The organism is Alkalicoccobacillus porphyridii (genome assembly GCF_007293315.1).
In the GTDB taxonomy this organism is placed as follows: domain Bacteria; phylum Bacillota; class Bacilli; order Bacillales; family Bacillaceae_D; genus Alkalicoccobacillus; species Alkalicoccobacillus porphyridii.
Window position 1 is genome coordinate 36,888 of the sequence record NZ_VLXZ01000017.1, and the last position, 26,527, is coordinate 63,414.

The 26,527-nt window shown below is 40.3% G+C and carries 29 protein-coding genes, 1 tRNA gene and 2 rRNA genes; 9 read left to right on the forward strand and 23 right to left on the reverse strand.

Annotated features, from left to right (window positions below; genetic code table 11):
- Position 1: 1 nt before the first annotated feature.
- A complete protein-coding gene (locus FN960_RS18925) occupies positions 2-310 on the forward strand; it encodes a tyrosine-type recombinase/integrase (RefSeq protein WP_143850440.1) in 309 nt (102 codons plus the stop codon).
- A gap of 89 nt (positions 311-399) precedes the next feature.
- Here the strand turns inward: FN960_RS18925 and groL are convergent, their stop codons facing one another.
- A complete protein-coding gene (groL, locus tag FN960_RS18930) occupies positions 400-2,043 on the reverse strand; it encodes a chaperonin GroEL (RefSeq protein ID WP_143850441.1) in 1,644 nt (547 codons plus the stop codon).
- A gap of 44 nt (positions 2,044-2,087) precedes the next feature.
- Positions 2,088-2,372, reverse strand: coding sequence for a co-chaperone GroES (groES, locus tag FN960_RS18935; RefSeq protein ID WP_143850442.1), 285 nt, complete (start codon positions 2,370-2,372; stop codon positions 2,088-2,090).
- Between the two features lie 272 nt (positions 2,373-2,644).
- Here groES and FN960_RS18940 point away from each other — a divergent pair, with 272 nt between their 5' ends.
- Entirely contained in the window at positions 2,645-3,373 is a 729-nt protein-coding gene (locus tag FN960_RS18940; protein WP_260682069.1) for a CPBP family intramembrane glutamic endopeptidase, read from the forward strand.
- A gap of 1 nt (position 3,374) precedes the next feature.
- Positions 3,375-3,587: a DUF4305 domain-containing protein gene (locus FN960_RS18945; RefSeq protein ID WP_143850443.1), complete on the forward strand. Its 213-nt coding sequence runs from the start codon at positions 3,375-3,377 to the stop codon at positions 3,585-3,587.
- A gap of 38 nt (positions 3,588-3,625) precedes the next feature.
- Here the strand turns inward: FN960_RS18945 and FN960_RS18950 are convergent, their stop codons facing one another.
- From FN960_RS18950 to FN960_RS18995, 10 genes are all read right to left on the reverse strand, one after another.
- Positions 3,626-3,955, reverse strand: coding sequence for a hypothetical protein (locus FN960_RS18950; RefSeq protein ID WP_143850444.1), 330 nt, complete (start codon positions 3,953-3,955; stop codon positions 3,626-3,628).
- A 169-nt stretch (positions 3,956-4,124) separates the two neighbouring features.
- Positions 4,125-5,030 carry a glycine betaine ABC transporter substrate-binding protein gene (locus FN960_RS18955; protein ID WP_260682070.1) on the reverse strand — a complete coding sequence of 302 codons (906 nt, stop codon included), beginning with the start codon at positions 5,028-5,030 and terminating at the stop codon, positions 4,125-4,127.
- 16 nt (positions 5,031-5,046) lie between these two features.
- Entirely contained in the window at positions 5,047-5,793 is a 747-nt protein-coding gene (locus tag FN960_RS18960) for an ABC transporter permease (protein WP_143850445.1), read from the reverse strand.
- The gene (locus FN960_RS18965) at positions 5,794-6,798 is read right to left on the reverse strand and encodes an ABC transporter ATP-binding protein (protein ID WP_143850446.1); all 1,005 of its coding nucleotides are present in this window, start codon (positions 6,796-6,798) and stop codon (positions 5,794-5,796) included.
- Between the two features lie 16 nt (positions 6,799-6,814).
- Entirely contained in the window at positions 6,815-7,468 is a 654-nt protein-coding gene (locus FN960_RS18970) for an ABC transporter permease (protein WP_143850447.1), read from the reverse strand.
- Positions 7,469-8,146: 678 nt separating this feature from the next.
- Complete coding sequence (locus tag FN960_RS18975) at positions 8,147-8,665, reverse strand: DoxX family protein (RefSeq protein ID WP_143850448.1); 519 nt, start codon at positions 8,663-8,665, stop codon at positions 8,147-8,149.
- A 163-nt stretch (positions 8,666-8,828) separates the two neighbouring features.
- Positions 8,829-9,659 carry an STAS domain-containing protein gene (locus tag FN960_RS18980; protein ID WP_143850449.1) on the reverse strand — a complete coding sequence of 277 codons (831 nt, stop codon included), beginning with the start codon at positions 9,657-9,659 and terminating at the stop codon, positions 8,829-8,831.
- A 12-nt stretch (positions 9,660-9,671) separates the two neighbouring features.
- Positions 9,672-10,424 (reverse strand): twin-arginine translocase subunit TatC, encoded by a 753-nt coding sequence (gene tatC / locus FN960_RS18985; RefSeq protein ID WP_143850450.1) that lies wholly within the window; start codon positions 10,422-10,424, stop codon positions 9,672-9,674.
- Between the two features lie 18 nt (positions 10,425-10,442).
- On the reverse strand, positions 10,443-10,625 hold the full coding sequence (locus FN960_RS18990; protein ID WP_143850451.1) for a twin-arginine translocase TatA/TatE family subunit: 183 nt from the start codon (positions 10,623-10,625) through the stop codon (positions 10,443-10,445).
- 26 nt (positions 10,626-10,651) lie between these two features.
- Positions 10,652-11,290 carry a redox-sensing transcriptional repressor Rex gene (locus FN960_RS18995; protein ID WP_143850452.1) on the reverse strand — a complete coding sequence of 213 codons (639 nt, stop codon included), beginning with the start codon at positions 11,288-11,290 and terminating at the stop codon, positions 10,652-10,654.
- Between the two features lie 168 nt (positions 11,291-11,458).
- Between FN960_RS18995 and FN960_RS19000 the strand changes: the two genes are divergently transcribed.
- Positions 11,459-13,390, forward strand: coding sequence for an ABC-F family ATP-binding cassette domain-containing protein (locus FN960_RS19000; protein WP_143850453.1), 1,932 nt, complete (start codon positions 11,459-11,461; stop codon positions 13,388-13,390).
- A 29-nt stretch (positions 13,391-13,419) separates the two neighbouring features.
- Here the strand turns inward: FN960_RS19000 and FN960_RS19005 are convergent, their stop codons facing one another.
- The 7 genes from FN960_RS19005 to FN960_RS19035 all read right to left on the reverse strand — a co-directional run bounded on the left by FN960_RS19005 (position 13,420) and on the right by FN960_RS19035 (position 20,361).
- A complete protein-coding gene (locus tag FN960_RS19005; protein WP_143850454.1) occupies positions 13,420-15,537 on the reverse strand; it encodes a hypothetical protein in 2,118 nt (705 codons plus the stop codon).
- A 993-nt stretch (positions 15,538-16,530) separates the two neighbouring features.
- The gene (gene tsaD, locus FN960_RS19010) at positions 16,531-17,535 is read right to left on the reverse strand and encodes a tRNA (adenosine(37)-N6)-threonylcarbamoyltransferase complex transferase subunit TsaD (protein ID WP_143850455.1); all 1,005 of its coding nucleotides are present in this window, start codon (positions 17,533-17,535) and stop codon (positions 16,531-16,533) included.
- Position 17,536: 1 nt separating this feature from the next.
- Positions 17,537-17,983, reverse strand: a complete 447-nt coding sequence (gene rimI, locus FN960_RS19015; RefSeq protein ID WP_143850456.1) for a ribosomal protein S18-alanine N-acetyltransferase — start codon at positions 17,981-17,983, stop codon at positions 17,537-17,539.
- Positions 17,976-18,692 carry a tRNA (adenosine(37)-N6)-threonylcarbamoyltransferase complex dimerization subunit type 1 TsaB gene (tsaB, locus tag FN960_RS19020; protein ID WP_143850457.1) on the reverse strand — a complete coding sequence of 239 codons (717 nt, stop codon included), beginning with the start codon at positions 18,690-18,692 and terminating at the stop codon, positions 17,976-17,978. Before tsaB ends, rimI begins: the two co-directional genes overlap by 8 nt.
- Entirely contained in the window at positions 18,683-19,141 is a 459-nt protein-coding gene (tsaE, locus tag FN960_RS19025; protein WP_438799905.1) for a tRNA (adenosine(37)-N6)-threonylcarbamoyltransferase complex ATPase subunit type 1 TsaE, read from the reverse strand. The genes tsaB and tsaE overlap by 10 nt, the downstream gene beginning before the upstream one ends.
- A gap of 10 nt (positions 19,142-19,151) precedes the next feature.
- Positions 19,152-20,144, reverse strand: coding sequence for a thiamine-phosphate kinase (gene thiL / locus FN960_RS19030; RefSeq protein WP_143850459.1), 993 nt, complete (start codon positions 20,142-20,144; stop codon positions 19,152-19,154).
- Positions 20,145-20,287: 143 nt separating this feature from the next.
- Positions 20,288-20,361: transfer RNA gene (locus FN960_RS19035), tRNA-Met, on the reverse strand.
- Positions 20,362-20,616: 255 nt separating this feature from the next.
- Here FN960_RS19035 and FN960_RS22940 point away from each other — a divergent pair.
- Complete coding sequence (locus FN960_RS22940) at positions 20,617-20,760, forward strand: hypothetical protein (protein ID WP_185971110.1); 144 nt, start codon at positions 20,617-20,619, stop codon at positions 20,758-20,760.
- 55 nt (positions 20,761-20,815) lie between these two features.
- Here FN960_RS22940 and FN960_RS19040 read toward each other — a convergent pair whose 3' ends face one another.
- Positions 20,816-21,184: a fluoride efflux transporter FluC gene (locus FN960_RS19040; protein ID WP_143850460.1), complete on the reverse strand. Its 369-nt coding sequence runs from the start codon at positions 21,182-21,184 to the stop codon at positions 20,816-20,818.
- A complete protein-coding gene (locus FN960_RS19045) occupies positions 21,181-21,567 on the reverse strand; it encodes a fluoride efflux transporter FluC (RefSeq protein WP_143850461.1) in 387 nt (128 codons plus the stop codon). Before FN960_RS19045 ends, FN960_RS19040 begins: the two co-directional genes overlap by 4 nt.
- Positions 21,568-21,698: 131 nt before the next feature.
- Here FN960_RS19045 and FN960_RS19050 point away from each other — a divergent pair, with 131 nt between their 5' ends.
- The 4 genes from FN960_RS19050 to FN960_RS19065 all read left to right on the forward strand — a co-directional run bounded on the left by FN960_RS19050 (position 21,699) and on the right by FN960_RS19065 (position 24,425).
- On the forward strand, positions 21,699-22,403 hold the full coding sequence (locus FN960_RS19050; RefSeq protein WP_143850462.1) for an MgtC/SapB family protein: 705 nt from the start codon (positions 21,699-21,701) through the stop codon (positions 22,401-22,403).
- 61 nt (positions 22,404-22,464) lie between these two features.
- The gene (locus FN960_RS19055; protein ID WP_260682071.1) at positions 22,465-23,091 is read left to right on the forward strand and encodes a DedA family protein; all 627 of its coding nucleotides are present in this window, start codon (positions 22,465-22,467) and stop codon (positions 23,089-23,091) included.
- A 167-nt stretch (positions 23,092-23,258) separates the two neighbouring features.
- On the forward strand, positions 23,259-23,768 hold the full coding sequence (locus tag FN960_RS19060) for a ferritin (protein ID WP_143850464.1): 510 nt from the start codon (positions 23,259-23,261) through the stop codon (positions 23,766-23,768).
- Between the two features lie 372 nt (positions 23,769-24,140).
- Positions 24,141-24,425 carry a hypothetical protein gene (locus FN960_RS19065; protein WP_143850465.1) on the forward strand — a complete coding sequence of 95 codons (285 nt, stop codon included), beginning with the start codon at positions 24,141-24,143 and terminating at the stop codon, positions 24,423-24,425.
- Between the two features lie 60 nt (positions 24,426-24,485).
- Here the strand turns inward: FN960_RS19065 and rrf (FN960_RS19070) are convergent.
- Both rrf (FN960_RS19070) and rrf (FN960_RS19075) read right to left on the reverse strand, forming a co-directional pair.
- Positions 24,486-24,601: ribosomal RNA gene (gene rrf, locus FN960_RS19070) — 5S ribosomal RNA — on the reverse strand.
- 1,516 nt (positions 24,602-26,117) lie between these two features.
- Positions 26,118-26,233, reverse strand: a 5S ribosomal RNA gene (rrf, locus tag FN960_RS19075).
- Between the last annotated feature and the right edge of the window lie 294 nt (positions 26,234-26,527).

The window sequence follows — 26,527 nt, forward strand, 5'->3', positions numbered from 1 at the left end:
GATGAACTTTTTATTTAGTCGCCCAAACGGCTATCCCTATATTACTAAAACTGTTGCAACTCGAATGGAACGACTTATGAGTATGACAAGCATTAAAAAGAAAGCTACACCTCATATATTTAGACATACACACATTAGTATGTTAACAGAGGCTGGAGTTGACTTACCAACCATCATGAAACGAGTTGGTCATGAAGATGTAGCAACAACTATGAAAGTTTATACCCACGTAACAGAGAAAATGAAAAAGAATGCCCCCGTGCAAGTATCGAACTTACACGAGAACATCCTTCAAAAAGTGTTTTCTTAAAAAATGTGAGTTTTTCGTGAGTTTTTTTGAGAAAACACTACTTCTTTTACCTTCAAAACCATATTAAATCAAGGTTTCAATGGATGACCTTACATCATACCAGGCATTCCGCCCATGCCACCCATTCCGCCCATATCAGGCATTCCGCCGCCGCCAGCATTTTCTTCTGGCTTATCAGCGATTACGGATTCGGTTGTTAGAAGCATAGCAGATACGCTTGCTGCGTTTTGAAGGGCAGAGCGCGTTACTTTAGCTGGGTCAACGATACCGGCTTCAATCATGTTTACGTACTCGCCAGTGGCAGCGTTGAAACCAATTCCAACGTCTTCACCTTTAAGGCGTTCTACGATCACAGATCCTTCAAGGCCTGCGTTGTGAGCGATTTGACGAACTGGCTCTTCAAGTGCACGGATGACAATGTTCACACCCGTTGCTTCATCTCCTGAAGCGTCAACTGCTTGAACGGCTTTTAGTACGTTCACTAGAGCCGTACCACCACCAGCTACAATTCCTTCTTCTACCGCTGCACGCGTAGAGTTTAGGGCATCCTCGATGCGAAGCTTACGTTCTTTCATTTCGGTTTCTGTTGCAGCTCCAACTTTAAGAACAGCTACGCCACCAGCAAGCTTAGCAAGACGCTCTTGAAGCTTTTCTTTATCAAATTCAGAAGTTGTTTCTTCTAACTGAGCTTTGATTTGGTTTACGCGACCAGCGATTTGGTCTGCTTGACCTGCACCTTCAACGATTGTTGTGTTTTCTTTTGTTACAACAACCTTGCTTGCGCGACCAAGTTGAGAGATGTTTGCAGATTTAAGATCTAGTCCTAGATCCTCTGTAATCACTTCTCCACCCGTTAGAACAGAGATATCTTCAAGCATTGCTTTACGACGATCTCCAAATCCAGGTGCTTTAACAGCTACTGCGTTAAATGTTCCACGAAGTTTGTTCACAACTAGAGTTGCTAGGGCTTCGCCTTCAACATCTTCAGCAATGATAAGAATTGGACGGCTTTGTTGTACAACCTGCTCAAGAACCGGAAGAACCTCTTGGATATTACCGATTTTCTTATCAGTGATAAGGATATACGGGTTATCAAGAACAGCTTCCATTTTATCAGAGTCTGTAACCATGTATGGAGAAGAATAGCCACGGTCAAACTGCATACCTTCTACTACTTCAAGCTCAGTAGAGAAACCTTTTGACTCTTCAAGAGTAATAACGCCATCGTTTCCGACACGTTCCATTGCTTCTGCGATAATTTGACCGACCTCTTCATCACCTGAAGAAATAGCCGCAACCTGAGCGATTGACTCTCTACCTTCAATTGGTTTTGCAATGTTTTGAAGCTCTTGTACCGCTGCAGCTGTTGCTTTTTCAATACCCTTACGGATAACCATTGGGTTAGCACCAGATGTTACGTTCTTTAGACCTTCACGAATCATCGCTTGAGCAAGAACAGTAGCAGTTGTTGTACCGTCACCAGCGATATCATTTGTTTTGCTTGCTACTTCAGCAACTAGCTTAGCACCCATATTTTCAAATGCATCTTCTAGTTCAATTTCTTTAGCAATTGTTACACCGTCATTTGTGATGAGCGGAGAACCAAATTTCTTCTCTAGAACCACGTTACGTCCTTTTGGTCCAAGCGTTACTTTAACAGCATTTGCTAGTGCGTCTACTCCGCGAAGCATCGAACGACGCGCGTCTTCACTAAACTTAATATCTTTAGCCATTTTGTCAGCCTCCTAAATTAGTTCTTAGTTATTGCTTGTTGTATTTAGCCGATTACAGCAAGAATGTCGCTCTCACGTAAAATTAAATATTCTTTTCCTTCATATTTCACTTCTGTACCTGCATATTTTGAGAAGATAACAGAATCGCCTTCTTTTAGCTCAAGCGCTACACGCTCGCCATTTTCAGTTACACGACCTGTGCCCACAGCAACGATTTTACCTTCTTGTGGTTTTTCTTTTGCAGAATCCGGTAATACGATTCCACTTGCTGTTGTTTCCTCTGACTCGATTTGCTCAAGAACAATACGATCACCTAATGGTTTTAACAAGGAAAACACCCTCCCTTTCAATACTATGTAGTAGTCTATTAGCACTCGTTCGTCATGAGTGCTAACACAATTCTTATCATAATCATAACTGCCTTCTTTTGCAAGCCATTTGACTTAATTTTTTTGTCGAAATGCTTCTATCTTTGCGTAAGTCCTATTGAGTGCGTTTCACTCCTTTTATTCGTCATGTAGATAAGGCATCCCTTCTGTAATTCTGTACAGACTATGATAAAATGAACAAGTGATTAGACAAAGGAAAAGGAGCAATTGTTTTGAACATACGGTATTGGTTTATCCTCGTTACCTTTGTAGCTATGCTATTTGGGGCAGTTCCACTTATGTTTCTTTTTATTGGGTTAGGAGTTACTGATCAGAATCTGCTCGTGGGCTATTCTACGGTTGTGAGTTATATTATCGGGACATTAATTATATTTGGTTTACTTATTCCTGATATGCGTAAAGGCAACCTTGACAGAAATCGCTCTACTGCTGGCATGACAGTGGTTTGGTCTTTAGCAGGGGTCTTTCTTGTGTTTGCAGCTCAATACATTGCAGCATTAATCGAAGTCTTTGTATTTGGAATTGAACCTGGCTCTGAGAATACAGAAAACCTTGTTGAACTTAGCCGTGCCTTTCCATTTATGATTGTAGTCATTGCGATTCTTGGACCAATCATTGAAGAAATTGTTTTTAGAAAAGTACTATTTGGCTCATTATATAAGAAAATGAACTTTTTCTTTGCTAGTACGATTAGTTCATTGATTTTTGCCGCTGCTCATTGGGATTTCACACACTTACTTGTGTATCTATGTATGGGTTATGCATTTGCGTTCCTCTATGTCATTAGTAAACGTATTATTGTGCCGATCATTGCGCACATTGCATTAAATTCCTTTGTTGTCCTCGTCCAGGTCATATTCTATGACTTTTTCCAGGACTTAATGGAACAGTATAACATTCAGGAAGCTTTAATTTTAGTCCTGAAAATAATAGGAGGCTAACATGAGAATGGCTTCTCCGGTCGCCATGGCCGTGTTTTATCTTTTTTTAGGCATAGTCCTTGTCTATCTTGCGACCATGCAGGTTGGAGCAAATGGCTGGACATTTTTTAGCTTTTTTATCATTGCCTTTGCAGCTTTTGATTTTTATGTCGGCATCCGGTTCTTACGAATGCGAAAAATGATCAAACAGATGCAGGACAAAGACCAAAAATAAGCTGTATGTAAAAAGCCCTGCCAATTGGTAGGGCTTTTTTAAAGCTCGTTAGGTATTTTCTCTTCTTTCCTTACTACTGGCTCTTCTTCCTTCTCCACAACCTCCACAACGACCTCTAGCTCTTTTAAATAGTCAGAATGAAAATGAAAGCCAGGAGATATGACTGTGGCCGGCTCAAATTTCTGCTTACTAATGAACCATTGGCTTTGTATGTCCTGATCTAATGTGACAGGGCTTTTTTCATTATTTGCTTCTCCTTGTATAGGGATGGCGATATGGTCATCTGGTATATTTGTAGGTTCACTACTAATTGAGCCAATTAAACAAACCATGAAAAATAAGGGGATCCACACATGGAATCTATTCATAGGTTTTCCTCCAAAAAAGAATTATCATGATTTTATATACCCTCACACATTTTTTCAAAACATTTCACATAAAAAAGCAGAATATAACTCTGCTTTTTTAAAGATGAATGTACTTGTTAAAATCATCCCACTTCTCTAGCGGACGGGAAGTGGGATGTGGTGAATTGAATTATTGATCAATTAAATCATTTTCCACAAGCCAATTATAAGCAACAATAGATACACTTTGCCCCTCTACATCAACTTGATAGTTTAATTCTCGCATGATCTCACTATTTAGTTTCTCTGCTATATCCTTTGTGATTTCTTCAATTTCCGGGTTCGCAGCTAGCACATCTTCATTAATGGTAATGGCCACATTATATGGCGGGAACACCGAAAGATCATCTTCAAGTGGAATTAAATTATAACGATCGATTCTTGGGTCTGTTTCATATCCTAATCCAACATTTAAACTTTCATTATATAGAGCCTCATAAATTAAGCCCGCATCCATTTGTCTAAGCTGAGCAGCCCCAAATTGAAAATCATAGGTTTCTTCTACATTTGGCAAGCCATCTGGACGATTTGCAAATTCTCCATCCGTCCCAAAAGTAATTGTATTCGGATGTTCGTTTACATATGACGCTAAATCACTTAAAGAAACAATGCCTAAATCTTCAGCTTCTTCCTCTCTCATTAAAAGCGTATATGTATTATTCACATCAGACAAATTAATCCAATCTATTCCGTTTTCTTTATCAAGTCGTTTTACTTCTGCATAGGCTTCAGGCGGGTCAGCAATCGGTTCCTCATTCATATAACTGACTAAAGCTGTACCTGTGTATTCCCAGTATAAATCTACTTGACCATTTTCTAAGGCCGTTCTTACAACGTTACTACCTAAATTAGACATCTGACGAACATTATAACCCTCATTCTCAAGTAAGTGGAAGGTCATCTCAGACAGCAGATGCTGTTCCGTAAAAGACTTTGCCCCGATTGTTAATTGCCTGTCTCCTGCTCCAAACACATTACAGCCTCCTACTATTGTGAGGGCGGCTGCTAGCTGGAGCGTTAGCATGATCTTTTTCAAATGTATTGCCCTCCTTTTAGTCAACAGCTTGCAATGCAGGCGGTCTGACCCCTTTTGGTGTAACAACCCTTCCAATCCATGCTAATAATGCATCAATACCAATAGCCATTAATGTTACTGGTACAGCACCGGATAAAAGAAAAGCATTATCAAATAAATTGATTCCAGTAAAAATCCAAACACCAAGTCCCCCGCCCCCTATATAATAAGCAAGGGCAGCCGTTCCCACGTTTAAAACAATCGCTGTACGAAGACCGGCAATAATGGCATAGCTGGAATTTGGTACTTCAATTCTCCAGAAGATTTGTGCAGGGGTCATACCCATCCCTTTACCTGCATCCTTCATATTGGCGTCAATGGAATTAAATCCTGCCACTGCGTTTCTAAAAATCGGGAGTACCGAATAAATAAAAAGTGCAAATACAGCCGGTGCAAACCCGATCCCGAGTATACCAATCATTAATGCTAAAACAGCTAAACTTGGAACCGTTTGAGCAAGGTTGGCAGCATTTGATGTCATCCATTCAAACTTTCGATATTTTGGCCTCGTGACAAAGACAGCTAGAGGTAAAGCCACGGCAACCGCCAGTAAGGATGAAACGCCAACCAGTAAAAGATGCTGACCAAACAAAACAAAAAATGTATCAGTATCTGTAAAGATGAGGTTGTAATACCCCATGGCTGCTGTCCAGATAAAAAATACAGCTACTAACCCGTAAAGTATAGATTTAACCACTCGATTAATCAGTTGATTTCTATTCATTTAATCACCTGCCCCTGCGCCCTTAGCTGATTTTGGACGCTCCTTCATCTCCAAGTGCAGATACTTTTGCACAAGATCAATGGTGATCGCACCTTTTTCCTGATCGTTGTCGTCTAAGACAACAACCTGGTCAGCCTCCTGGTTTAACAACATGGCAAGTGTATTTCTTAGATCTGCGTTTATATGTACGCTTTTTGAGTCTTCAACAGATTGATCTAATCCAACTAAGCCAATTTCTGCTTCAAGCTCTGCGATGGTATGTAAGCTTAGATGCTTAATCGCTCGGTCTTTTCCAATAAACGATGATACGTATTCATTTGCTGGATTAATTAATATTTCAGACGGAGTGCCAAACTGCATAATCTCTCCATCCTTCATCAGTACAATCTTATCTGCCATTTTTATCGCTTCGTCAATATCGTGGCTTACAAACAAAATGGTTTTCTTTACTTCCCTTTGAATTTGCAGAAATTCATCCTGAATTCTCTCTCTAATTAATGGGTCTAATGCGCCAAACGGTTCATCCATTAACATAACAGGAGGATCTGCCGCTAATGCTCTTGCGACTCCTACCCTCTGTTGTTGTCCACCAGATAGCTCGTTAGGATACCGTTTTCTATATTCATCAGGGTCTAAGCCTATTAGTTTCATTAGTTCGTTAAAGCGCGTTCTCTTTTTCTTCTGATTCCACCCTAGTAGATCAGGTACAATCACAACATTCTCTTCTATTGTCATATTAGGAAATAACCCATTACTCTGAATAACGTAACCAATTTGTCTACGTAGTTCAATTTGATCAAGCTGGTTTATACTTTTATCATTAATGAGGATATCTCCCCCCGTTAACGTTTCTAAACGATTAACCATACGAAGTAGAGTTGTTTTCCCACAGCCTGATGGACCAAGAAGAATAACGATTTCGCCTTCATTTACTTCAAAGCTAACTTCTTTAACTGCTGTTACATCACTAGTGTATTTCTTTACAACGTTTTTAAATGTAATCATGTATCCACCTCGTTTATTATTGTGTAATTCCCTTCGGAGTCAGTCGTTTCTGAATGAAAAATAATAATGCATCTGCCACAATTGCAAGGAGTGAAACGGCAACAGCTCCTGCAATAATTGAATATTGATCCCCCCGCGTAATTCCTTGCACAATTAAACCACCCAGACCGCCTGCACCAATAAAGGCAGCAATAACCCCAATACCGATGTTTAATACAACGGCCGTTCGAATTCCTGCCATAATAACAGGCATAGCCATTGGAATCTCGACACGCAAAATTCGTTGTCTGCTCTTCATGCCTATCCCATTTGCAGCATCCCTTATATTTGGATCCACATTTTTTATGGCTGTATATGTATTACGAATGATTGGTAGCTGTGAATATAAAACAAGGGCTGTTAACGCTGGAACAAAACCAATCCCCTGGTTAATAATGGAGAAAAAAGGAATCATAATACCAAACAAGGCGATACTAGGTATGGTTAATAATACAGATGCCGCCTGCAGGACGGTCTCGGCTAGTTCATCATTGGTTGTTAAATAAATGCCGAGCGACACACCTATTGCGATCGCAATAATTAGAGCTAGTCCAACCAATACAACATGTTCAACGGTCATGTTTATGATGGCAGACTGATTAATTTGTAAATATTGAATCCAGTTGGACATTACATCCATCACACTCCTTAAATTGAAAATATAAATATTGAAAAAGTAAACGGGAGGGGTATTAGGTGATTGCTTTCACATTCATGGTAATAGCTTTTGCGCAAAGGGGGATAAATACAACATACCCTAAAAATTAAGTTATAAACAGTGAATAATAAAACATGTGCTGAACTACCAGACGCCGTATGTAGGAGAGTTATGTAGAATCTGTGTGTGTCAACTCTCATAACTTTTGATACCTACTACTTATCAAGCGGACGAAAATAGGAGGCCACTGAAAAAGTCATGTACATGTAAGAATATGCTGAATGGCGCCGCTACAGGAGAACCCTACGCTTTCCGCGGGAACGGCCTCAGCCCTCGAAGCGGAAAACCACCACTTCGATGTCTTCAGACGCGTTCTGTTCCGCAGGAGTCTTCGGGTTCTCCTTTCGCTCATATTCTGACTTATACAATTGATGAAAGTTCAAAGTCTTATAAGGATATTTTTTCAGTGGGTAAGTGCCCCCATCTTCGGAGCGGCGGCGAAGTACCTGTACTCAGATACCCTTAAATTATTTTTTGTACCATAAAAAACTGAACAATGATTTGGAGAGACTCCACATTGTTCAGATTTTCTTTTAGCTATATTACTTCTGTCTCCAAATACTTGTTTTAGCTCACTTTGTCTCAATCAAGCTATATGTTCAGTAGGATTGGAGTTAATATGAGTTTGTTTTTTTGATTCCATTTGTTTTTCATATAAGGACCAACGAGTCGGTCTAATCCGAATCTACCTGCATTCATTCCAGCAGCCAAGATAATCATACCAATGATAATCATAATAGGATTTATTGAAACGGTACCCGCTAACAGAAATGAAAAGTTCATTAGAAGTCCAAAGAAGGTAGCAGTTGAAGTTAACAATCCAACAATAAGTGCCAGCCCGACTAGAATCTCTCCCCAGGCAACCATAGAGCTAAAGAGGCCTTCATATGGTAAAGCTACATTTTCAAGAAAGCTAACATACATCGGATAAACAATTTCTTCCCCTTTCACAACTGGGTTGGCTACAGCTGCCTGTAAAAACCCTCCTGCCGAGAACTCACCGGTTACTTTTCCAAATCCAGATGATAACCAAGTCCAACCTAGATAAAGTCTTAGAAATCCAAGTAACCCCGCTGCCCATTTACTTTCTCTTAAAAAACGATTCATCATATAAAGACCTCCTTAGATTTATTATTGTGAATTTATTCACAATATCTTTCTACTCATAGTATAAGCGATATCAACTGCTTTGTGATCATGTTTCTAATAAGTACATAGTTTGTTTATAATTTCACAAACTCAATAAAAAAAAGACAAACGGAAGACCGTTCGTCTAATTAGCTAATGCCTGAGCTAATGTAGATTTGATACTAATATTTTCAAAAGACAACCCTAATTGAACAGCTGTTTGTGCAATTTCAGGACGTATACCGGATAAGGTCGTTTGAACACCAATGATCGACAGTGCAGAAATCAATTGAAAAATTTCCGTAGCGACCATTGTGTCAATGATGACAACACCTGAAAGATCTAGGTACAAATGGTCGACTCCCTTTAAAGCACATTGTGCAAGTGTGTTTTCCATAATTGATTTTGCACGTGCCGTATCAATGTCACCCACCAGTGGCAGCAATGCACTGTTATTCTGTAAGAGAATAACAGGAGAGCTTAATTCGTTAATCATTTCTTTTTGAGCCTCTAATTGAAGCGTTGTATTTGTTTCGATCTTCTTAATAAAATGCTGAACGGTGAAATCAAGTGTTTTCACAACCTTTGACTTCCAATCACTTAATTCTTCGTATGTGAGCACATCCTCATGCTCTTGAGTAAACTTTTCCAAGTAGGATATGTATATATCTCTTGTACGCATAAATTCCCTGAATATTTGATGAAGTGGTGTTTGAAGATGAGCCATATCACTGCCAATCTCGTCAATCCAATTTTCCACCTTATTATATACTTCTTCTTTTTCAGAGATAAATAGATAACTGATAATAACGATGTAATCTCTATTCTGTTTCGTCAGTCTATCAATCGACTCTTTATCACTTGCTGCATAAACAGAATCAATATCATCTTCAATAATGGTCTCATACCATTCTTTAGTGATTTCAAAGGACTTCGCATTCATGTAATCATGTAGAAGCTGATTTGCTGCTGGCATTGTTTTACCCTCCTAGTTTTCTTTCTTTAGGTTTTCATTCGTGAGGTAAGGTTTGTACTTGCGATAGGTAAGCTTTGATAACCAGATGCTCAATTCATAAAGTAATAGCAATGGCACGGTAACCATCAAATGAGAGAACAAATCTGGCGGTGTAATAAATCCCGCGATGACAAGTAAAACAAAATAAGCATATTTTCGAATCTTCCTCAAAAAATCTGGTGTCAAAATTCCAATTCTAGTCAGGAACATAATGACCACAGGTAGTTGAAATAAAAAGCCGAATGGAATAATAAGTTGAAATAAAAATGCAAAGTATTCGTTAATGCCATATTGCTCCGTAATGCTAAGTCGCTCTGCCATTCTTGCCATGAATGAAAGTATTAAAGGAAATAATATAAAATAGGCAAATGCCACCCCTATTAAAAATAAAACAAACGCAATAGGGATATAAGCAAGTGTGGCTTTTTGTTCTTTCTCATGTAGACCCGGTTTTACAAAAGCCCAAATTTGGTAAAGTATAACTGGAAAGATGAGTACTAACCCAATGGCAAATGCAAATGTCATATATATTCTCAAAGGATCCGTCATTTTAAATGCATTCATCGGCAAGTCTCTTGCTTCTGGCGTTTGTTGCAGCAATGTAATAAGTGGTGTTGATACGAAGAATCCAATCATTAGTGCCACCACAAAAAAGACGAGGACGATAAAAAGTCTTCGTCTTAATTCTTCAAGATGAGCCCAGATGGACATGTCCAGTTCTTTCATAGTAAAACCGTCCTTATACTAAACTTGATCTTTATCTCGTTTTTTCTCATCTTCATCATCAGCCAATCCTTTTGTTGCATTTTTGAATTCACGCAAACTGGATCCAAAAGCTTTTCCTAGCTCTGGGAGTTTCTTCGGCCCAAAAATAAGTAATGCAACTAAAGCAATTAATACAAGACTCATTGGTGAGAGTGTCGGCATACGTCATCCTCCTTAATATGGTAACTCTAATCGAGTGGGTAATGCTTAAGAAAATACACAAGCGCTTGAAGTTCAACAGCAAGATCAATATGATGGACTCTCACGTAATCAGGAACAGTAAGCCTGGCGGGAGTGAAATTTAGTATCCCCTTAATTCCAGCATCAACAAGCCTGTCCGCAATTTTTTGAGCGACCTGTGCAGGTACGGTTAAAATGGCTACCTTTATATCATCTGATTGTATCTCTTCAAAACGGTTAAGATCATAGATTTTAACACCGCCAATATCTGTGCCAATCTTATTCTTATCTACATCAAAAGCCATTTCAATCTGGGTATTATTATTTTTCAAAAAATTGTAATGCAGAAACGCTGTGCCAAGATTCCCTACTCCAACTAGCATAACTTTTGTGACCTCATCTTGATCCAATGTTTTTCTAAAAAAAGAAAGGAGATACGATACATTATAACCATATCCTTTTTTTCCTAAAGCACCAAAGTATGAAAAGTCACGTCTAATTGTAGCGGAATCTACTTTAACCGCTTCACTCAGCTCGGTTGAAGAAACCCTCTGCTTCCCAGAGGCATGAAGATTCTCTAGAAACCGATAGTAAAGTGGAAGTCGTTTTGCAGTTGCTTGCGGGATCTTCATTTGATCTGACTTCATTGATTTCCTCCTGATACTTGTTCACCCTTTGCAAAAGGAGAACTAACTATATTGTACACTATTTTCTCTGGATTGTAAGGGTTAGCATTCGAAGTATTCGTAAGTTGTTAGAATGTTGTTTAATACGTTACACTAATAAAAAAGAACTGTATATGGGAAGGACTTACTATGATTGTTTTACAGTGTATGAATATATCAAAAGCATTTATTGCAGACCCCATTCTACAAAACGTTAAACTAGAGGTTCAAACCGGTGACAGGATTGCTCTAGTTGGACGAAACGGGGCTGGTAAATCAACGTTACTGAAATTAATTACAGGCGAATACAAGCCTGACTCAGGTCAAATTATGATTCCAAAGGATATTCAAATTGGTTATCTTGAACAGCATAGCGGCTTAGCATCTGAGCGGTCGATGTGGGATGAAATGCTGACCGTTTTTGAGCCCCTGCAGAAGATGGAATCTAGCTTACGTAAATTAGAACAAGCTATGTCGGATGAGTCTGTGCTCGCAGATGCCTCTCGCTATGACAAGTTAATGAAAGAATATGATGAATTGCAGATCACGTTTAAGGATAAAGGCGGCTATCAATATGAAGCGGATATTCGTAGCATACTCTCCGGCCTTCATTTTTCATCATTTGATTACAATACTAAAATTACTACTTTAAGCGGTGGTCAGCGTACAAGACTTGCCTTAGCTAAGCTATTACTATCTAAGCCTGATCTCCTCATTCTTGATGAGCCTACTAACCATTTGGATATAGATACACTCTCATGGCTGGAGCAATTTCTTAAAGGATACCCTGGGGCTATTTTACTAGTATCTCATGACCGCTATTTCCTTGATCAAATTGTAAATGGTGTAGTAGAGCTCTCGAGGCAGCAGTCAACGAAGTTTAGCGGGAATTACAGCCAATACTTAGACGAAAAAGCCGCTCGATTTGAGCAGGAGCTTAAGCAATATGAGAAGCAGCAAGAAGAAGTTGCAAAGCTTGAAGACTTTATTGCTCGTAATATTGTTAGAGCCTCCACGACCAAACGCGCTCAAAGCAGAAGAAAGCAGCTCGAGAAAATGGACCGCCTTGATCGACCCGATGGACTAGAGAAGTCAGCTTCCTTTTCATTTGATATTAAAAGACAAAGTGGAAATGAAGTACTTAGGGTAGAAGATCTTAGTCTTTCTTTTTCCGGCGAGCCCGTCCTATCAAACCTTTCCTTAGAGCTTAAACGGTCAGAGAGTGTTGCCTTAATTGGACCCAACGGAGCTGGTAAATCGACATTATTAAAAGCCATTATGAATAAGCTCACTCCAGATCAAGGCACGATTCGTTTTGGCTCCCAGGTAACTGTAGGTTATTACGACCAAGTGCAGGCTGACCTTCAGTCAAATAAAACCGTATTAAATGAACTTTGGGACGAGTATACGCTGTTACCTGAAAAAGAAATAAGAACTGTGCTTGGGAACTTCTTATTTAGTGGTGATGACGTTCTTAAACCAGTTAACGCATTAAGCGGTGGGGAAAAAGCAAGATTGGCTTTGGCAAAGCTCATGATGCAAAAGGCCAATTTATTATTGCTGGATGAGCCCACCAACCATCTGGACTTAGATGCAAAGGAAGTACTGGAAGCCGCATTAATTGACTATCCAGGTACTCTACTCTTTGTCTCCCATGATCGATATTTTCTAAATCGATTAACCACTCGTACTGTTGAGCTTTCAGACGGAAACATAACCTCGTATTTAGGTGATTATGACTATTATCTCGAGAAAAAAGAAGAGCAAAAGCAATATGCCTTGCTAGAAGAAGCAAAACCTACGCTAAAAAAAGACGAAAACGTCCAACCAACTAAACAACACTATTCGCAGGACAAAGAAGCTAAAAAACAAGAACGTCAGCGTCTAAGACGAATTGATGCTATTGAAGATGAAATGGCAGAAGTAGAGCAGGCTATTAATCAATTGGAAGCTGAACTATGCCTACCAGAGGTCTACGCTGACCACCTTCGTGCCACAGGTATCCAAGAAGAACTGGTCACCTCTAATCAAAAGCTTGAGGCATTAATGGAAGAATGGGAAACGTTGCAAACAAAAGAATAAAACTCAGAGCAGTAGGTAGTCATCATGCCCTACTGCTTTTCTCGTTCAGTCTGAATCCAATAAAAATAGGTAGCCACAACGCAAAACATCGAAATTGCTGCTGCAACGACTCCTGAATCGTTAATAAGCAGAAGAAAAATGGAGCTTACCGTTCCCACTTTTATAAAGCGTTTTTTTCCTATTTCTCGAAACGGGAGCTTTTTCCACCAGAGGATCATCGCTGCAAGCACGTAGCTTGTCACTAACAGCTGCGTCCAATTCGAGTGTTTGAATAACTTTAGATTCATCTCCAATTTCCTCAAGATCGTATCAAAAATAAATGTTATATCCCCCTGGATTAACCGCTCATACGCTTTGCCAATGTGGGAAAACCCTGGACCTATCTGTTGCATTAAAAATAGCAGTAGAATTGCAATGGCTCCAGTTATACAAAAAGTGAGAATCACAGATCTACGACTCATTCGTGACTTACATTCAAGTAACAGCCAGTACCCTATTGTCATTACTGCCGATAGAAAACCCCCAGCATTTGCCGCTAAGTGCGGATGAGACAGAATAACCAATTGACCTAGCCATAAAATAAAAAATAAAAGGTGGGAGACGCGTGACATTGGAACACGAGTCGTCCAAGCTGAGAGTAACAGACCAAAAATAATAAAAACGCCCACATACTCGTTACCAATCCCATAATACCTCGCACCAATAAGAGGATCGTAGCCTAAATAGGAATGTGACATCACTGTTGAACCCGTCATGACATCTAGAGTAATAACAGCTAAAGTAAGCAAAGCCGTGATATAAATGCCTACGTCACCCGCTTTGCTAAGCAGAATTCCCCAAAGAGTTGAACTTAGGAACAGCAGGCATAGAAACCAAACAGCCCCCGTTTTTGTTTCTAATCCAGCCAATACAAGCAACCACAGCGGTGAGCTGAGTGCCGACAGAAGAATTGATCGAAGAACGAAGGCAGTATGTAACGCTCTTTTTGGTCTAAACCACGTAAAACAGCCTGTTACAATTAACAGCAATGCTAAACAGCTAATATAGGTAGATAGAACAAATGAACGCGATTGAAATATGCCTACCATTTGATTCACATTCTTGACAGCCTCTAGGCTTCTGTTTGATGAAGTATCTTCTGTCCTCTCTAGCGCAAAACCAAGGTCATGCTGCTCAGAAGGAAGACCTAACCGTTTAATAAAGGTAGGTACGATATCAATATTGCTTAGGACATCCTTCCTCTTTGTTGTCTCTGAATAGAGCTGTCCCCCGCTCCCTTCTGTCGTCCAGTTATACACCGGAGCTAGCTGCTGTTTCTCTTGATATGCTTCCTGATGTACAAACGGAGAAATTAGCCATATATCATCATTTATTTGCTCTCTTAACTGAATAATAAATGCTTCAAGCTCTTCTAGGATCATCACTCGTTGGTTAGCATAGTGTTCCTCAGCCATTTGTTCCTTTTGACTAAATAAGCGGTACAAATCCCCCCATTCAATAACCATAAATCGGTTTGAATCTGTAGTTTGGTTTAGCTTTTTTAACATCCATGATGCATTCACTCTTTTGCTATAAGGGCGAGTGGTGTCTTCTACCAAACTATTAATAATATCTCCATTAACCGTTCCATGTGAGTTCATGGCGAGAATGCCTGCAAAACGGTGTTGGCTCGCTGTATCACTTGTACCCATGACATATCTATCGATGTTCCCTGCCTCTAACCGCTCTCCAAATTGTCCAACATCTGAGCGATAGAGTGTTTGTTGGTTCTTCCTTTGAAGCTCGGCAACCCGAGGATGTACAATACTTTCGGACGATTGTTGTCCAGTAAGCTGCTTATGAAGATCGATAGCCTTGACCCCATTAACCAGCTCTGTTTCCTGAAACGATTGCCAATTGGACATGCTAACTGATTTCCGACCGGTTGCTAGCGTAACCATACTACTTACGTCGGAGTGCAGGTCAGCTGATTTGGTATTCATGGCACCTATATAAGCCTGATTCCATAATGTGCTTTCGCCGTGGTATCCATACCATTCTGTTTCTTCAAAGCTCATACCAGGCACAAGTATGATGACTTGGGATCTTGGTTCTGGAGCCATGTTTGCTTTCAACGGAGTAGGGTACATTACTAGTAATAAACTCATTAACAACATAATCCTCATATGCGTGTCCTTTGTTCATAAATTCTGACATATCCACATTACCCACAGTTTTATCCACAGCTTTGCTTCTTAGCAAGAAATTCCCTAAGAGCTTTTTCGTCCTTCATAAAACATGAAAACTTCCTTCTTAAGTATCTTCAATATATGTTATTCACAGTATTCACAGCTTGTGGATAATTTTATGCACATGCTGTTAATCTTAAAAGTACATATATAAGACAAATGTATTATTACAAATAAAAAAAGCTGAACAATGGAGTTCAGCTTTTAAAGTAAATACGAGTATAAGTTTCGCTACAGAAATACACTTCTAATACACTTCGCTGTATAAATTCGTGGAGGAATTGGAGGGTATCTGAGTATAGCTGCTTCGCTAACGCTCCCGAAAATGGGGGCACACTTACCGCGGGAAGGTATTGAGCTAACTCGACTACGTCGATTTATCTCAATGAACCTTTATATCCCGCAGGTGTCGGCCCTCCATTTTCGTCCGTTTGGTGAGTGGCGGGCATCAATTTTCATATAAGTATATTAGAGATTAGACACGGAGAGTCCACATAGCTTTCTTACACAGGGATGCTGGTATTTATCTTTCAAACAAAAAAAGACCTCATTTCCCTAGATAGGAAAGTTGGTCCTTTGTCTGATTGAGTCCATGAGCGGAAGGAGAAAACGTAGACTCCTACGGAACAGAACGCGTCTGAAGACATTGTAGTGGCGCCCTTCCACTTCAAGGGCTGAGGCCGTTCCCGTGGAAAGCGTAGTTTTCTCCTGTAGCGGTGCACATGAGCTCATTGTCTAAATGAATCTTTCGGTAGCCTCCTTTTTAACCGAAAGATGTCGGCCCTCCATTTTCGTCCGCTTGGTGAGAGTAGCAGATATCAAATTTATGATAAATTAAACACATAGAGTCTAGATAACTTTCTTACACAAGAAGTTGGATTATTCCCTTGCAGAAAACACTTCTGTTATGGCCTATAATTCTAGTCCTGGTCTACCGTTTAAACTCCAGTCAGCGAACTGATTTTTCTTTAATAGGTCATATGCTGCGGCGCCAATCATTGCTGCATTATCTGTACATAGATTTAACGGGGGAATACTTAGCTCGATCTCTTCGGCAAATTCTTTTTCTAACGCCGCTCGTAGCCCTTTGTTAGCAGCAACTCCACCGGCAACCACTAATTGCTTTACTTGATACGTATCCACAGCTCGTCTCGTCTTAGTTACTAGCACGTCAATCACACTTTCCTGAAAGCTGGCCGCAATATTTTCGACGCAGATCTCCTCGCCACGTTGTTTTTGATTATGGACAACATTTAGTACATGCGATTTTAGGCCACTAAAACTAAAGTCTAAGGATTCCTTCTCTAACCAGGAGCGGGGAAATGTTTGCACGGCTTCTCCTTCATGTGCAAGCCTGTCAATATGAGGACCTCCAGGATACGGAAGACCTAGTGTACGAGCAACCTTGTCATAGGCTTCACCTACCGCATCATCTCTGGTCATACCTATGGTTTCGTAGCGGCCATCTTCCTCCATATAAATCAATTCAGTATGCCCACCTGATACGACCAATGCCATTAATGGAAAGTTCATTGGGCGTACAAGCTGATTGGCATAAATATGTCCCGCAATATGATGAACACCAATTAGCGGAAGCCCATGAGCAAACGCCATTGCTTTAGCCGCATGAACACCAATTAACAAGGCTCCAACAAGTCCTGGTCCTTCTGTTACAGCTATTGCGTCTAGATCGGCTGGCTTTAACTGCGCTTCTTCTAGTGCTTGCTCAATGATTTTCGTTACTTGCTCCACATGATGACGAGAGGCAACTTCTGGTACTACCCCACCAAATCTTTTATGGCTTTCCACCTGCGAGGCAACAACATTACTTAATATGGTTGTTCCATTTTCAATAATCGCAGCAGCCGTTTCATCACAACTTGTTTCAATTGCTAAGATTTTTTTAGAATCTGTCATTTTAGAAATCCACCCACATGACCCACGCATCCTCTGCGTTGTCCTGATAATAGTTTTTTCGTATACCGCCTTTTTGCATACCCATCTTACGGTAAAGCTGCTGGGCTGTCAGATTAGACTCTCTTACTTCAAGAGAAACTCGCTTACCACCCATGCCTTTAATCATCGCGATAGCTGCTTCTAAAAGCTCCTGCCCACGCTTTTGACCTCTATAAGAAGAGAGAACAGCAATATTAGTAACCTGAGCATCACCAGCTATAAACCAAAATCCACAGTATCCAATAATTTTCCCTTGTAGCTCGTACACAAGATAGTACGCATAATGATTAACCGATAACTCATTAATAAATACTTCCTCTGTCCAAGGTGATGTAAATGCATCCCGCTCTACCTTCATCACTTGGTCAATATCCGTCAGATTCATCAGTCGAATAGGATCATCAGTCATTCAACGAACCTCTTTTTCCCTGAGCTTCTTGCCATTTTGCTTCTGCTTCAGCAAGTTGCAAATAATTCGGGACAAATGAGTGTACATCCTCTACAGGCTCTCTTTGTTCACCTAATTGTGCCAATTCTGCAGGGCGAGCAAGCTGCATGGTATAAGGTGGGAAACATGCAAGCCCTCCAAGTTTTTCTTTAATCAAGTCTCTATGAAGCTCTACATCTGCTCCGGTAAATAGCACCCTTTGTTTACCAAGTACTAATTCATCCAACCAATCTGATAATTGAACTAATTGTTCTTCTTGTTCCTGATGCGCTTCATCATTAACGGTACGATACAATGAAGTATAAACTTGTCCCCGTCGTGCATCAATGATAGGAGAGATCAAACCATCAAAAAAACGGCCTTGCTGAGCAAGAACTTCAAGGCTTGAAACACCAGCTAATGGTATACCCAATGTCCAAGCAAGAGTTTTGGCCGTAGTTACGCCGATTCTAACACCAGTATAAGAGCCTGGCCCGACATTTACGACAAGTTTTGTGAGCTGATTTGGTTCGATTGTAAGCTCATGTAACAATGTATGGACCGCGGGCATTAATCGTAAGGAGTGATTCTTCTTAATATGGGTGATGACCTCTCCAGCCACCTGCCCATCTTTAATAACCGCAACACCTAGTGCATACGAGCTTGTATCTATTGCTAATGTTATTCCCATTCAGATATCTCCTTACAAAGCATTTCATAACGTTCGCCCATTGGTTGAAATAGTAAATACCTTTTATCTTCCCCCGCATGACGAATTGTGATATCCAACCGCTGCTCCGGAAGCTGGGGTGCAATTTTTGAAGCCCATTCAATTACACAGGCTCCCTCTCCATAAAAATATTCATCAAGTCCCAGTTCTTCCTCAAACTCTTCCTCAAGTCGATAGACATCCATATGGTAGAGCGGTATCCGCCCCCTATACTCTTTAATGATTGTAAAGGTTGGGCTGTTTACGACCTTTTGCACGCCAAGCCCTTTTGCTAACCCTTTTGTAAAATGGGTTTTCCCAGCGCCTAAATCCCCTTCAAGCGTAATGATGTCCCCGGCATTTAATAATTCTCCCAATCCCTCGGCAAACTGAGTCGTTTGCTCTGGAGAGTTCATTAGTATCTTATACATGGCTTCACCTTCATTTAAAATGATTATACCCATTTTTCGCTAGAGGCTCTTCACTACCTTCTCTGACTATGTAAACAAGCTGCTCAGCTTTCTCTCGGACTTCTCCAATTGGCGTGAGAACAATTCCTTTTTTGAGCGCATCTTTGATAAGCTCGTCAAACTCAGTTGAGCTAACGGTACCGATTAATTGAAAATCTTCTCCACCATTTAAAGCATACTCTACACGTTTACTCACTGAATCGACTGTATCCAATAACGCGTTGTGAAGTGGAATAGATTCCTCATTTATATATAACGAGACACCACTAGCCTCAGCAATTTCATGAGACTCACTGGCCAATCCATCACTTATATCATTTAATGCCATTCGTGTGCATTTTGAAGCAAATAATCGCCCTGCTATTACCTGAGGCTCTGGCTCTTGATGAAGTATCACTAGCTGTTTTTCACTATCTGAGTATTTTCCTGAACGACCATGCTTTAATAACAACGCTAGACCAGCAGCTGACGAGCCAATCGTTCCGGTGACAAATATCGTATCGCCAGGTTTTGCCTGGCTCCGGAAGAATTCTACCCCTTCTTCTACCTGTCCAATAGCCGTGACAGTAAGGACTAAAGACTCCTTTGCAGAGACCGTGTCTCCCCCAATTAAATCCATCTCATAACGATCAGAAAGACTGCTCATCCCTTGATAAATCGCCTTCAATTCAGTGTCTGACCAGCTAGATGGGATGGCAACGGATACGAGATAATATCGCGGAATCGCGCCCATTGCCGCCAGATCACTTATATTAATAGCCAACGCTTTTTGCCCTATTTGTTCAGGAGATAAGGTTTCTTTTGTAAAATGGATCCCCTCAATCATCGTATCTAGACAAATAACCTCTCGCATACCCTTTGATGGCCGATAAACAGCGGCATCATCACCAATGCCCATGACCAGGGTGGATTGCTTATATTCTCTTGGCTTAATCATATTTATGAATGCAAATTCGTCCTTCATGAGTGAAACCTCCCTCACTCTATTACACATCTTCTATTTATGTTTTAGTTTAGCTAATCTTGCTTTATCATACCACAAACTAAGCTTTTCTCATTCCACACAAAAAACCGAAGCATCCGCCTCGGTTTTTCTGGTAATTGGTATTGCGGGGGGAGGATTTGAACCTCCGACCTTCGGGTTATGAGCCCGACGAGCTACCAGACTGCTCCACCCCGCGTCGTTATATAGTTAATGGATGAGGTTATTTCAATTTGTTTCTTCTACAAGTATGTACATATTTTAATAATCATATGCGAATTGTTTAGCACATCTTCTATATTAGCACGCTTTAATAAAATGAACAAGCTTTAAATTTGAACATTTTTCAAACAAAAATGTTGCATCTTTCAATCTAAGAGAGTATTATTCTATCCATAGCAAAAAAATATGAATATTTTGTGACAGATTCATATTTAAAAAGGAGAGAATCATCATGTCATCAGTTAAACAAGCGTTTCGTACAATGCTCCTAACTCCTGCTGCCCTATTATTAACAGTCCTACTTTTACCTGTTTTATTAGTGACAGACGTACCAATTCTTCAAACATTGATTGAATATATAAACCAAGATCGGTAAACCTATACTTTAGAAAAAAAAGTAGTGCCCAGCCATTTGAGCGGGTGCTGCTTTTTTACGCTATAACAGATAGTACATAGTAACCTAATCCATATGTACCGATTGAACCTACAACAGTAATACTGACATACCAAAAAAGCGTCTTCCATTTTTTGTCTTCTATCAACTTAATTGATTCTAAGCTAAACGTCGAGAACGTTGTGAAAGCACCTAAAAACCAGGTTGTCAAAAGATATTCCATTCCAGTTGGAGAAGCGTCATACATTGAATGACACAAACCTAATAGCAAAGAGCCGGAAAGATTAATTATAAGAATAGGTATAGGAATTGTTAATGTCCCTTGATAGTGAACCAACCACAGACTTAGTACATACCTGCAAGCAGCACCCATTCCCCCTGCAACACTAATTAAAATCAATGTCATATTCTTGTCTTCCTTCTTTCACTTAAATATGTACCAATCCATATGCCGCAACCACAAGCAGCTACACCAGCAAACATACTGACTGCAACATAAGGAATCATTTCGCTTCCCTTATTAAAAAATTGGATAGACTCTGCCGCAAAGGTGGACATTGTTGTAAACCCACCACAAAAGCCAACGCCTAAGCCAATACGAATCCATTCCTTTTGCGATTGAATGTATAACCATCCAGACAAAATACCTAATAATAAACTTCCTGAAAGATTTACAATAAGCGTTACGTTTAACCAATGATCGGTTTGAATCGTCAGTTGTAACAGATATCTTACACACGTTCCGATCGCACCTGCAATCGCCACTGCAGCTATTGTTTTCCATTGCATGTATGTCACCTTTTTTCAGAATTTATAAAGCTCTTTTTAACAGAGCTACAAAAAGTTATTTGCGGGTATGATATGAACAGGGTGATTCATATCATATCATGAACACAATTTCTCTATAGGTGGTATCCAATATGGACATATTAATTATAAAGCTGATTGCTTCACTTATTTCTGGTTTTTTAATTGGTGTAGACCGGCAAATTAAACACAAACCTCTTGGATTAAAAACCAGTATGGTTATTTGTATTGCGAGCTGCCTCATCACCATTGTTTCCATCGAGGCTGTTGCTAAATACGCTACTGAGCATACTCCAAATATGGACCCTATGCGCCTTGCAGCACAAATTGTTAGCGGGGTTGGTTTTTTAGGGGCAGGTGTTATTTTACGTCGAAGTAATGATGTTATTTCAGGGTTAACGACCGCAGCTATGATCTGGGCTGCTTCAGGACTCGGCATTGCTATCGGGGCAGGTTTCTTTATTGAAGCAACCTTCGCAGTCATTCTCATTCTAATCGCTATTAATATCATTCCGTCTTTATTTACTGCAGTGGGCCCTTCATCATTAAGTCAAAAGGACATCCACACAAGAATTGTGATTAGCCCAGAGGGACAAATGAGTACAATCATTGATGCCCTTCAAGTAAAAGGGAAAACCTTAAGGGAGAAGCGAAAAAAACAACTGACTGTAAGAGATGTGCAAATTAAAGATCTATCTAATGGGAATCAGCAAATGGATATTACACTCTCTATTCCAAAAGCGATGTACATCACGGACATCTATTATTTAATAAAAGACATCGATTATGTTCAGACGGTGGATGTCGAAAAAAGGTAGTGCCTTACGCCTAAAAACTAGATATACTATACGTATACATCTAGTGATAGGATGGTAGATAATGGAGTTTGTCAAAGAATTAATTGCATCGTATGGGTACTTTGGTATATTTTTTGCTCTCGTTGGGGGCATTGTCGGTTTACCCATTCCCGATGAATTATTATTAATTGCAGTTGGTTATTTTGCACAAGCAGGACAGTTACACCTTATCCTTGCATTACTCGTCTCCTTGCTTGGCTCAATCATAGGTATATCCATCAGTTATATATTAGGTAAGAGGCTTGGGCTTCCTTTTCTGTTTGCACACGGTTCAAAGATTTTTTTATCCCGGAAGAAAATTGAACGAGCCCAGACGCTTTTTCAAAAGTATGGTTCCTTCATTTTAATTATTGGCTATTTTATCCCGGGAGTTAGGCATTTAACCGGTTATATAGCAGGAATCTCTAATATGCCATTCCGGAAATTTTCACTATATGCCTACAGTGGAGCTTTTATCTGGGTACACACCTTTGTGTTAGCAGGAAACTATATGCAGTGGTGGGATTTACGAAGACTGAATGAATCCATTCTTGCTCATAAGTTTTTATTTGGGAGCATTATCGGATTTATCATTATTTCTTCTATTGCTTGTTACGTATTGTATCTAAATCTGAAGAAAAGAAAATTAAATCGACAGTATGATACTTGATTGATAATAGGGGCAGACGATTGAGAATAAACCTTCTCTTTCAAGTCAGTTACAATCAATTATTAATATTCATTATTATGTAACAGGTCAATCCTATATTGACCTGTTCTTTTAGCTGGGCTACACTTAGGGTATAAGCCTTGTTAATAGAGAGAGGAGCTTCTCCCATGCTACCAGATGATTTGACCAATGCCTTAAATAAACAAGTGAACTTTGAGTTCTATGCAGCTCATTCATACACAGCCATTGCTGCCTACTTTGCAAATTTAGGATTTAAAGGCTTTCGAAACTTTTTCTTAGTACAAGCCGCTGAAGAACGATTCCATGCCATGAAAATTTATGACTTCTTAAATGACGTGGGTGAGCGTGTCATCATTGAAACGATGGAACAGCCAAAGAATTTGTTTCAATCCCCACTTGAAGCAATTGAACATTCTCTTGCTCAAGAGAAGGATGTCACTAAAGCGATCTACAAAATTGCTGACTTGGCAACTGAGCATAAGGAACATGCAACGATGGCTCTTATGAATTGGTTTGTGGAAGAACAAGTAGAAGAAGAAAGCATGTTTCGGGATATGATCGCTAAAGTAAAACGCATTGACGTGGATAGCAGTGCCTTTGTTATGCTAGATGCTGAACTTAGTAAGCGTTCGTTTGATCCAGATGAAGAGCACTAGTAATAATTTAAGGAACAGGACGCGATGGCGTTCTGTTTTTTTGTACAATAAAAGTCCGAACATAGTGTTCCACCTGATAGCGGCGCTATTGTCAGAGGTGGAGAAACAGATGATCACATTACTGAAGAGTTTCTGATAGAAGAGAACGTAGAGAATGCATCTATCAACATTTTAACGAATCATGAACTCTCTAATGTATCGTTAATCTCGCCAGAAGGAAACGAGTACGATGTAATTGATCAATATCAGGAAGAAGAACATTCCATCTTTGAAGATGCCTGGACTCATTCCCTTGAACTATCTGATCCTACTAGTGGTAAATGGCAACTAGTATCCTCTTCTTCTACTGAATCAGAAAGCTTAGCCTACTTAATGGTTGTAGGCATAGAAGGTGGGGTCTCAGGAAACATTCAGCTTTCCCCCTTTGCAGCACAAGTGCAGCTCGATGAAAATATAATTAACGAGTCAGACACAAATTACACCATATATGTTGATGATGAGCTCATAGTAGAAGATGGACAGCAATCCTCACTGCAATTCTATAATCATTCAATTTTTACAAAAGATGCAGACAGTCAAACCATCACAATTGACGTAGCTGGAACAACCCAAAATGGCAAAGCATTTGAGCGCACATTTATCAAAAATAGTAAGTAACCATAAGGAAATCGACAAAAAAAAGATCGCGCATCCCTTATTGGAATGCGCGATCTTAATGCCCGGCAACGTTCTACTCTCGCAGGGGGAAGCCCCCAACTACCATTGACGCAGAAGAGCTTAACGGCCGTGTTCGGCATGGGAACGGGTGTGACCTCTTCGCTATTGCCACCGGACTTATGTAATCTTTTCTCTAACACAAAAATTAGAATATCATGCCTATGCCTTCAGCGCAATAGAATTTGCGAAATTTGTCGTAAAAAATCTACTTTTCTACGATTTTTATTGAAATAAAGGCTAATCGTAGCAGAATCGACAGTCTGGCTCTTAGTTATTTGTGCATTTTTCTTGGTGGTGAGGATTGGGGCCTTAGTAAGGAGGTTCGGGTCTTGGTAAAACAGATATCTCTCTTGGTGATGGGTGAAAATCGTTCTTGATGACTTGCTTTCCTTTCTTGAAAAAGAAAGGTTCTGCTTATGAACTACATAGTGAGCTCCTCTTCGGAGTAAGGGGGTCTGGCTCTTGTCTTGGTAAAGCTGGTGTCTCTCTTGGTGATGGGTGTAGGGTTCTTGGTAAGAAGCCCTCGCTCTTGGTAATGTACATTTTGCTCTTGGTACTAATTGCTTTTTTCTTGGTGGGGTGGTTTTGCTCTTAGTACAAATCGCTTCTTTCTTGGTGAGGTGGTTTTGCTCTTAGTACAAATCGCTTCTTTCTTGGTGAGGTGGTTTTGCTCTTAGTACAAATCGCTTCTTTCTTGGTGAGGTGGTTTTGCTCTTGGTATTGTGCTCATTGTTCTTGGTAATGGAGGTAGTCTTCTTGATGATGGGCTTTTCTTTCTTGGTAAAGAAGGTTCTGCTTATGAACTTGATAGTGAGCTCCTTTTTGGAGTAAGGCGGTGGACTTCTTCTTGATAAATTTGTTTTCCTCTTGGTTTGAAGTAGATTCTTCTTGGTACGGCTCTCCCGCTCTTGGAAAAACAGGTATCCCTCTTGGTGATGGGTGGATGGTTCTTGATAAGACGTCCTTGCTCTTGGTAATGTACATTTTGCTCTTGGTACTAATCGCTTCTTTCTTGGTAGGGTGGTTTTGCTCTTGGTATGGTGCTCATTGTTCTTGGTAATGGAGGTAGCCTTCTTGATGATGGGCTTTTCCTTCCTGGTAAAGAAGGTTCTGCTTACGAACTTAGTACTGAGCTCCTCTTTGGAGTAAGGCTATGGACTTCTTCTTGGTAAATTTGTTTTCCTCTTGGTGCGGAGTGGATTCTTCTTGGTAAGGTATTCTTGCTCTTGGTAAAACTGGTCTCTCTCTTGGTGATGGGTGTATAGTTCTTGGTAAGAAGCCCTCGCTCTTGGTAATGTACATTTTGCTCTTGGTACTAATCGCTTCTTTCTTGGTAGGGTGGTTTTGCTCTTGGTATGGTGCTTATTGTTCTTGGTGACCGACTTTCTCTTCTTGGTAAAACAGGTTTATGATCATGAACTAAGTGACGAGCTCCTGTTTGGAGTAAGACAGTCTGCTTCTTCTTGGTAGATTTGTTTTCCTCTTGGTTTGAAGTAGATTCTTCTTGGTATTGTGCTTAGTGCTCTTGATGAGTCGCTTTCCCTTCTCCGTACAATCAAATGCCTTCCCATCTCTTCATAATCCACACACAAGAAAACCACCCATTCGAAGGAATGGATGGTTTTCTTTAGTGCCCGGCAACGTTCTACTCTCGCAGGGGGAAGCCCCCAACTACCATTGACGCAGAAGAGCTTAACGGCCGTGTTCGGCATGGGAACGGGTGTGACCTCTTCGCTATTGCCACCGGACTATGCTGGACGGCCAATCATCGGCGCGCTTCTTCGTCCACTTCGTCTTGTCACGCGGTCACGTATGGGTATACGCTCCCTTGCTCCAATCCTTGTGTCCTCGAATCACTTGATGCTTGTTGTCCATATGAGAGATTCTCTCAAAACTAAATCGCGCTCCACAGGACGGGAAGGCAAGCGTACCTGCTTTCCGGTCCTGTTCATGTTGTGCACACACATCTTTTCACCATGATTTTGGATAAGTCCTCGACCGATTAGTATCTGTCCGCTCCATGTGTCGCCACACTTCCACTC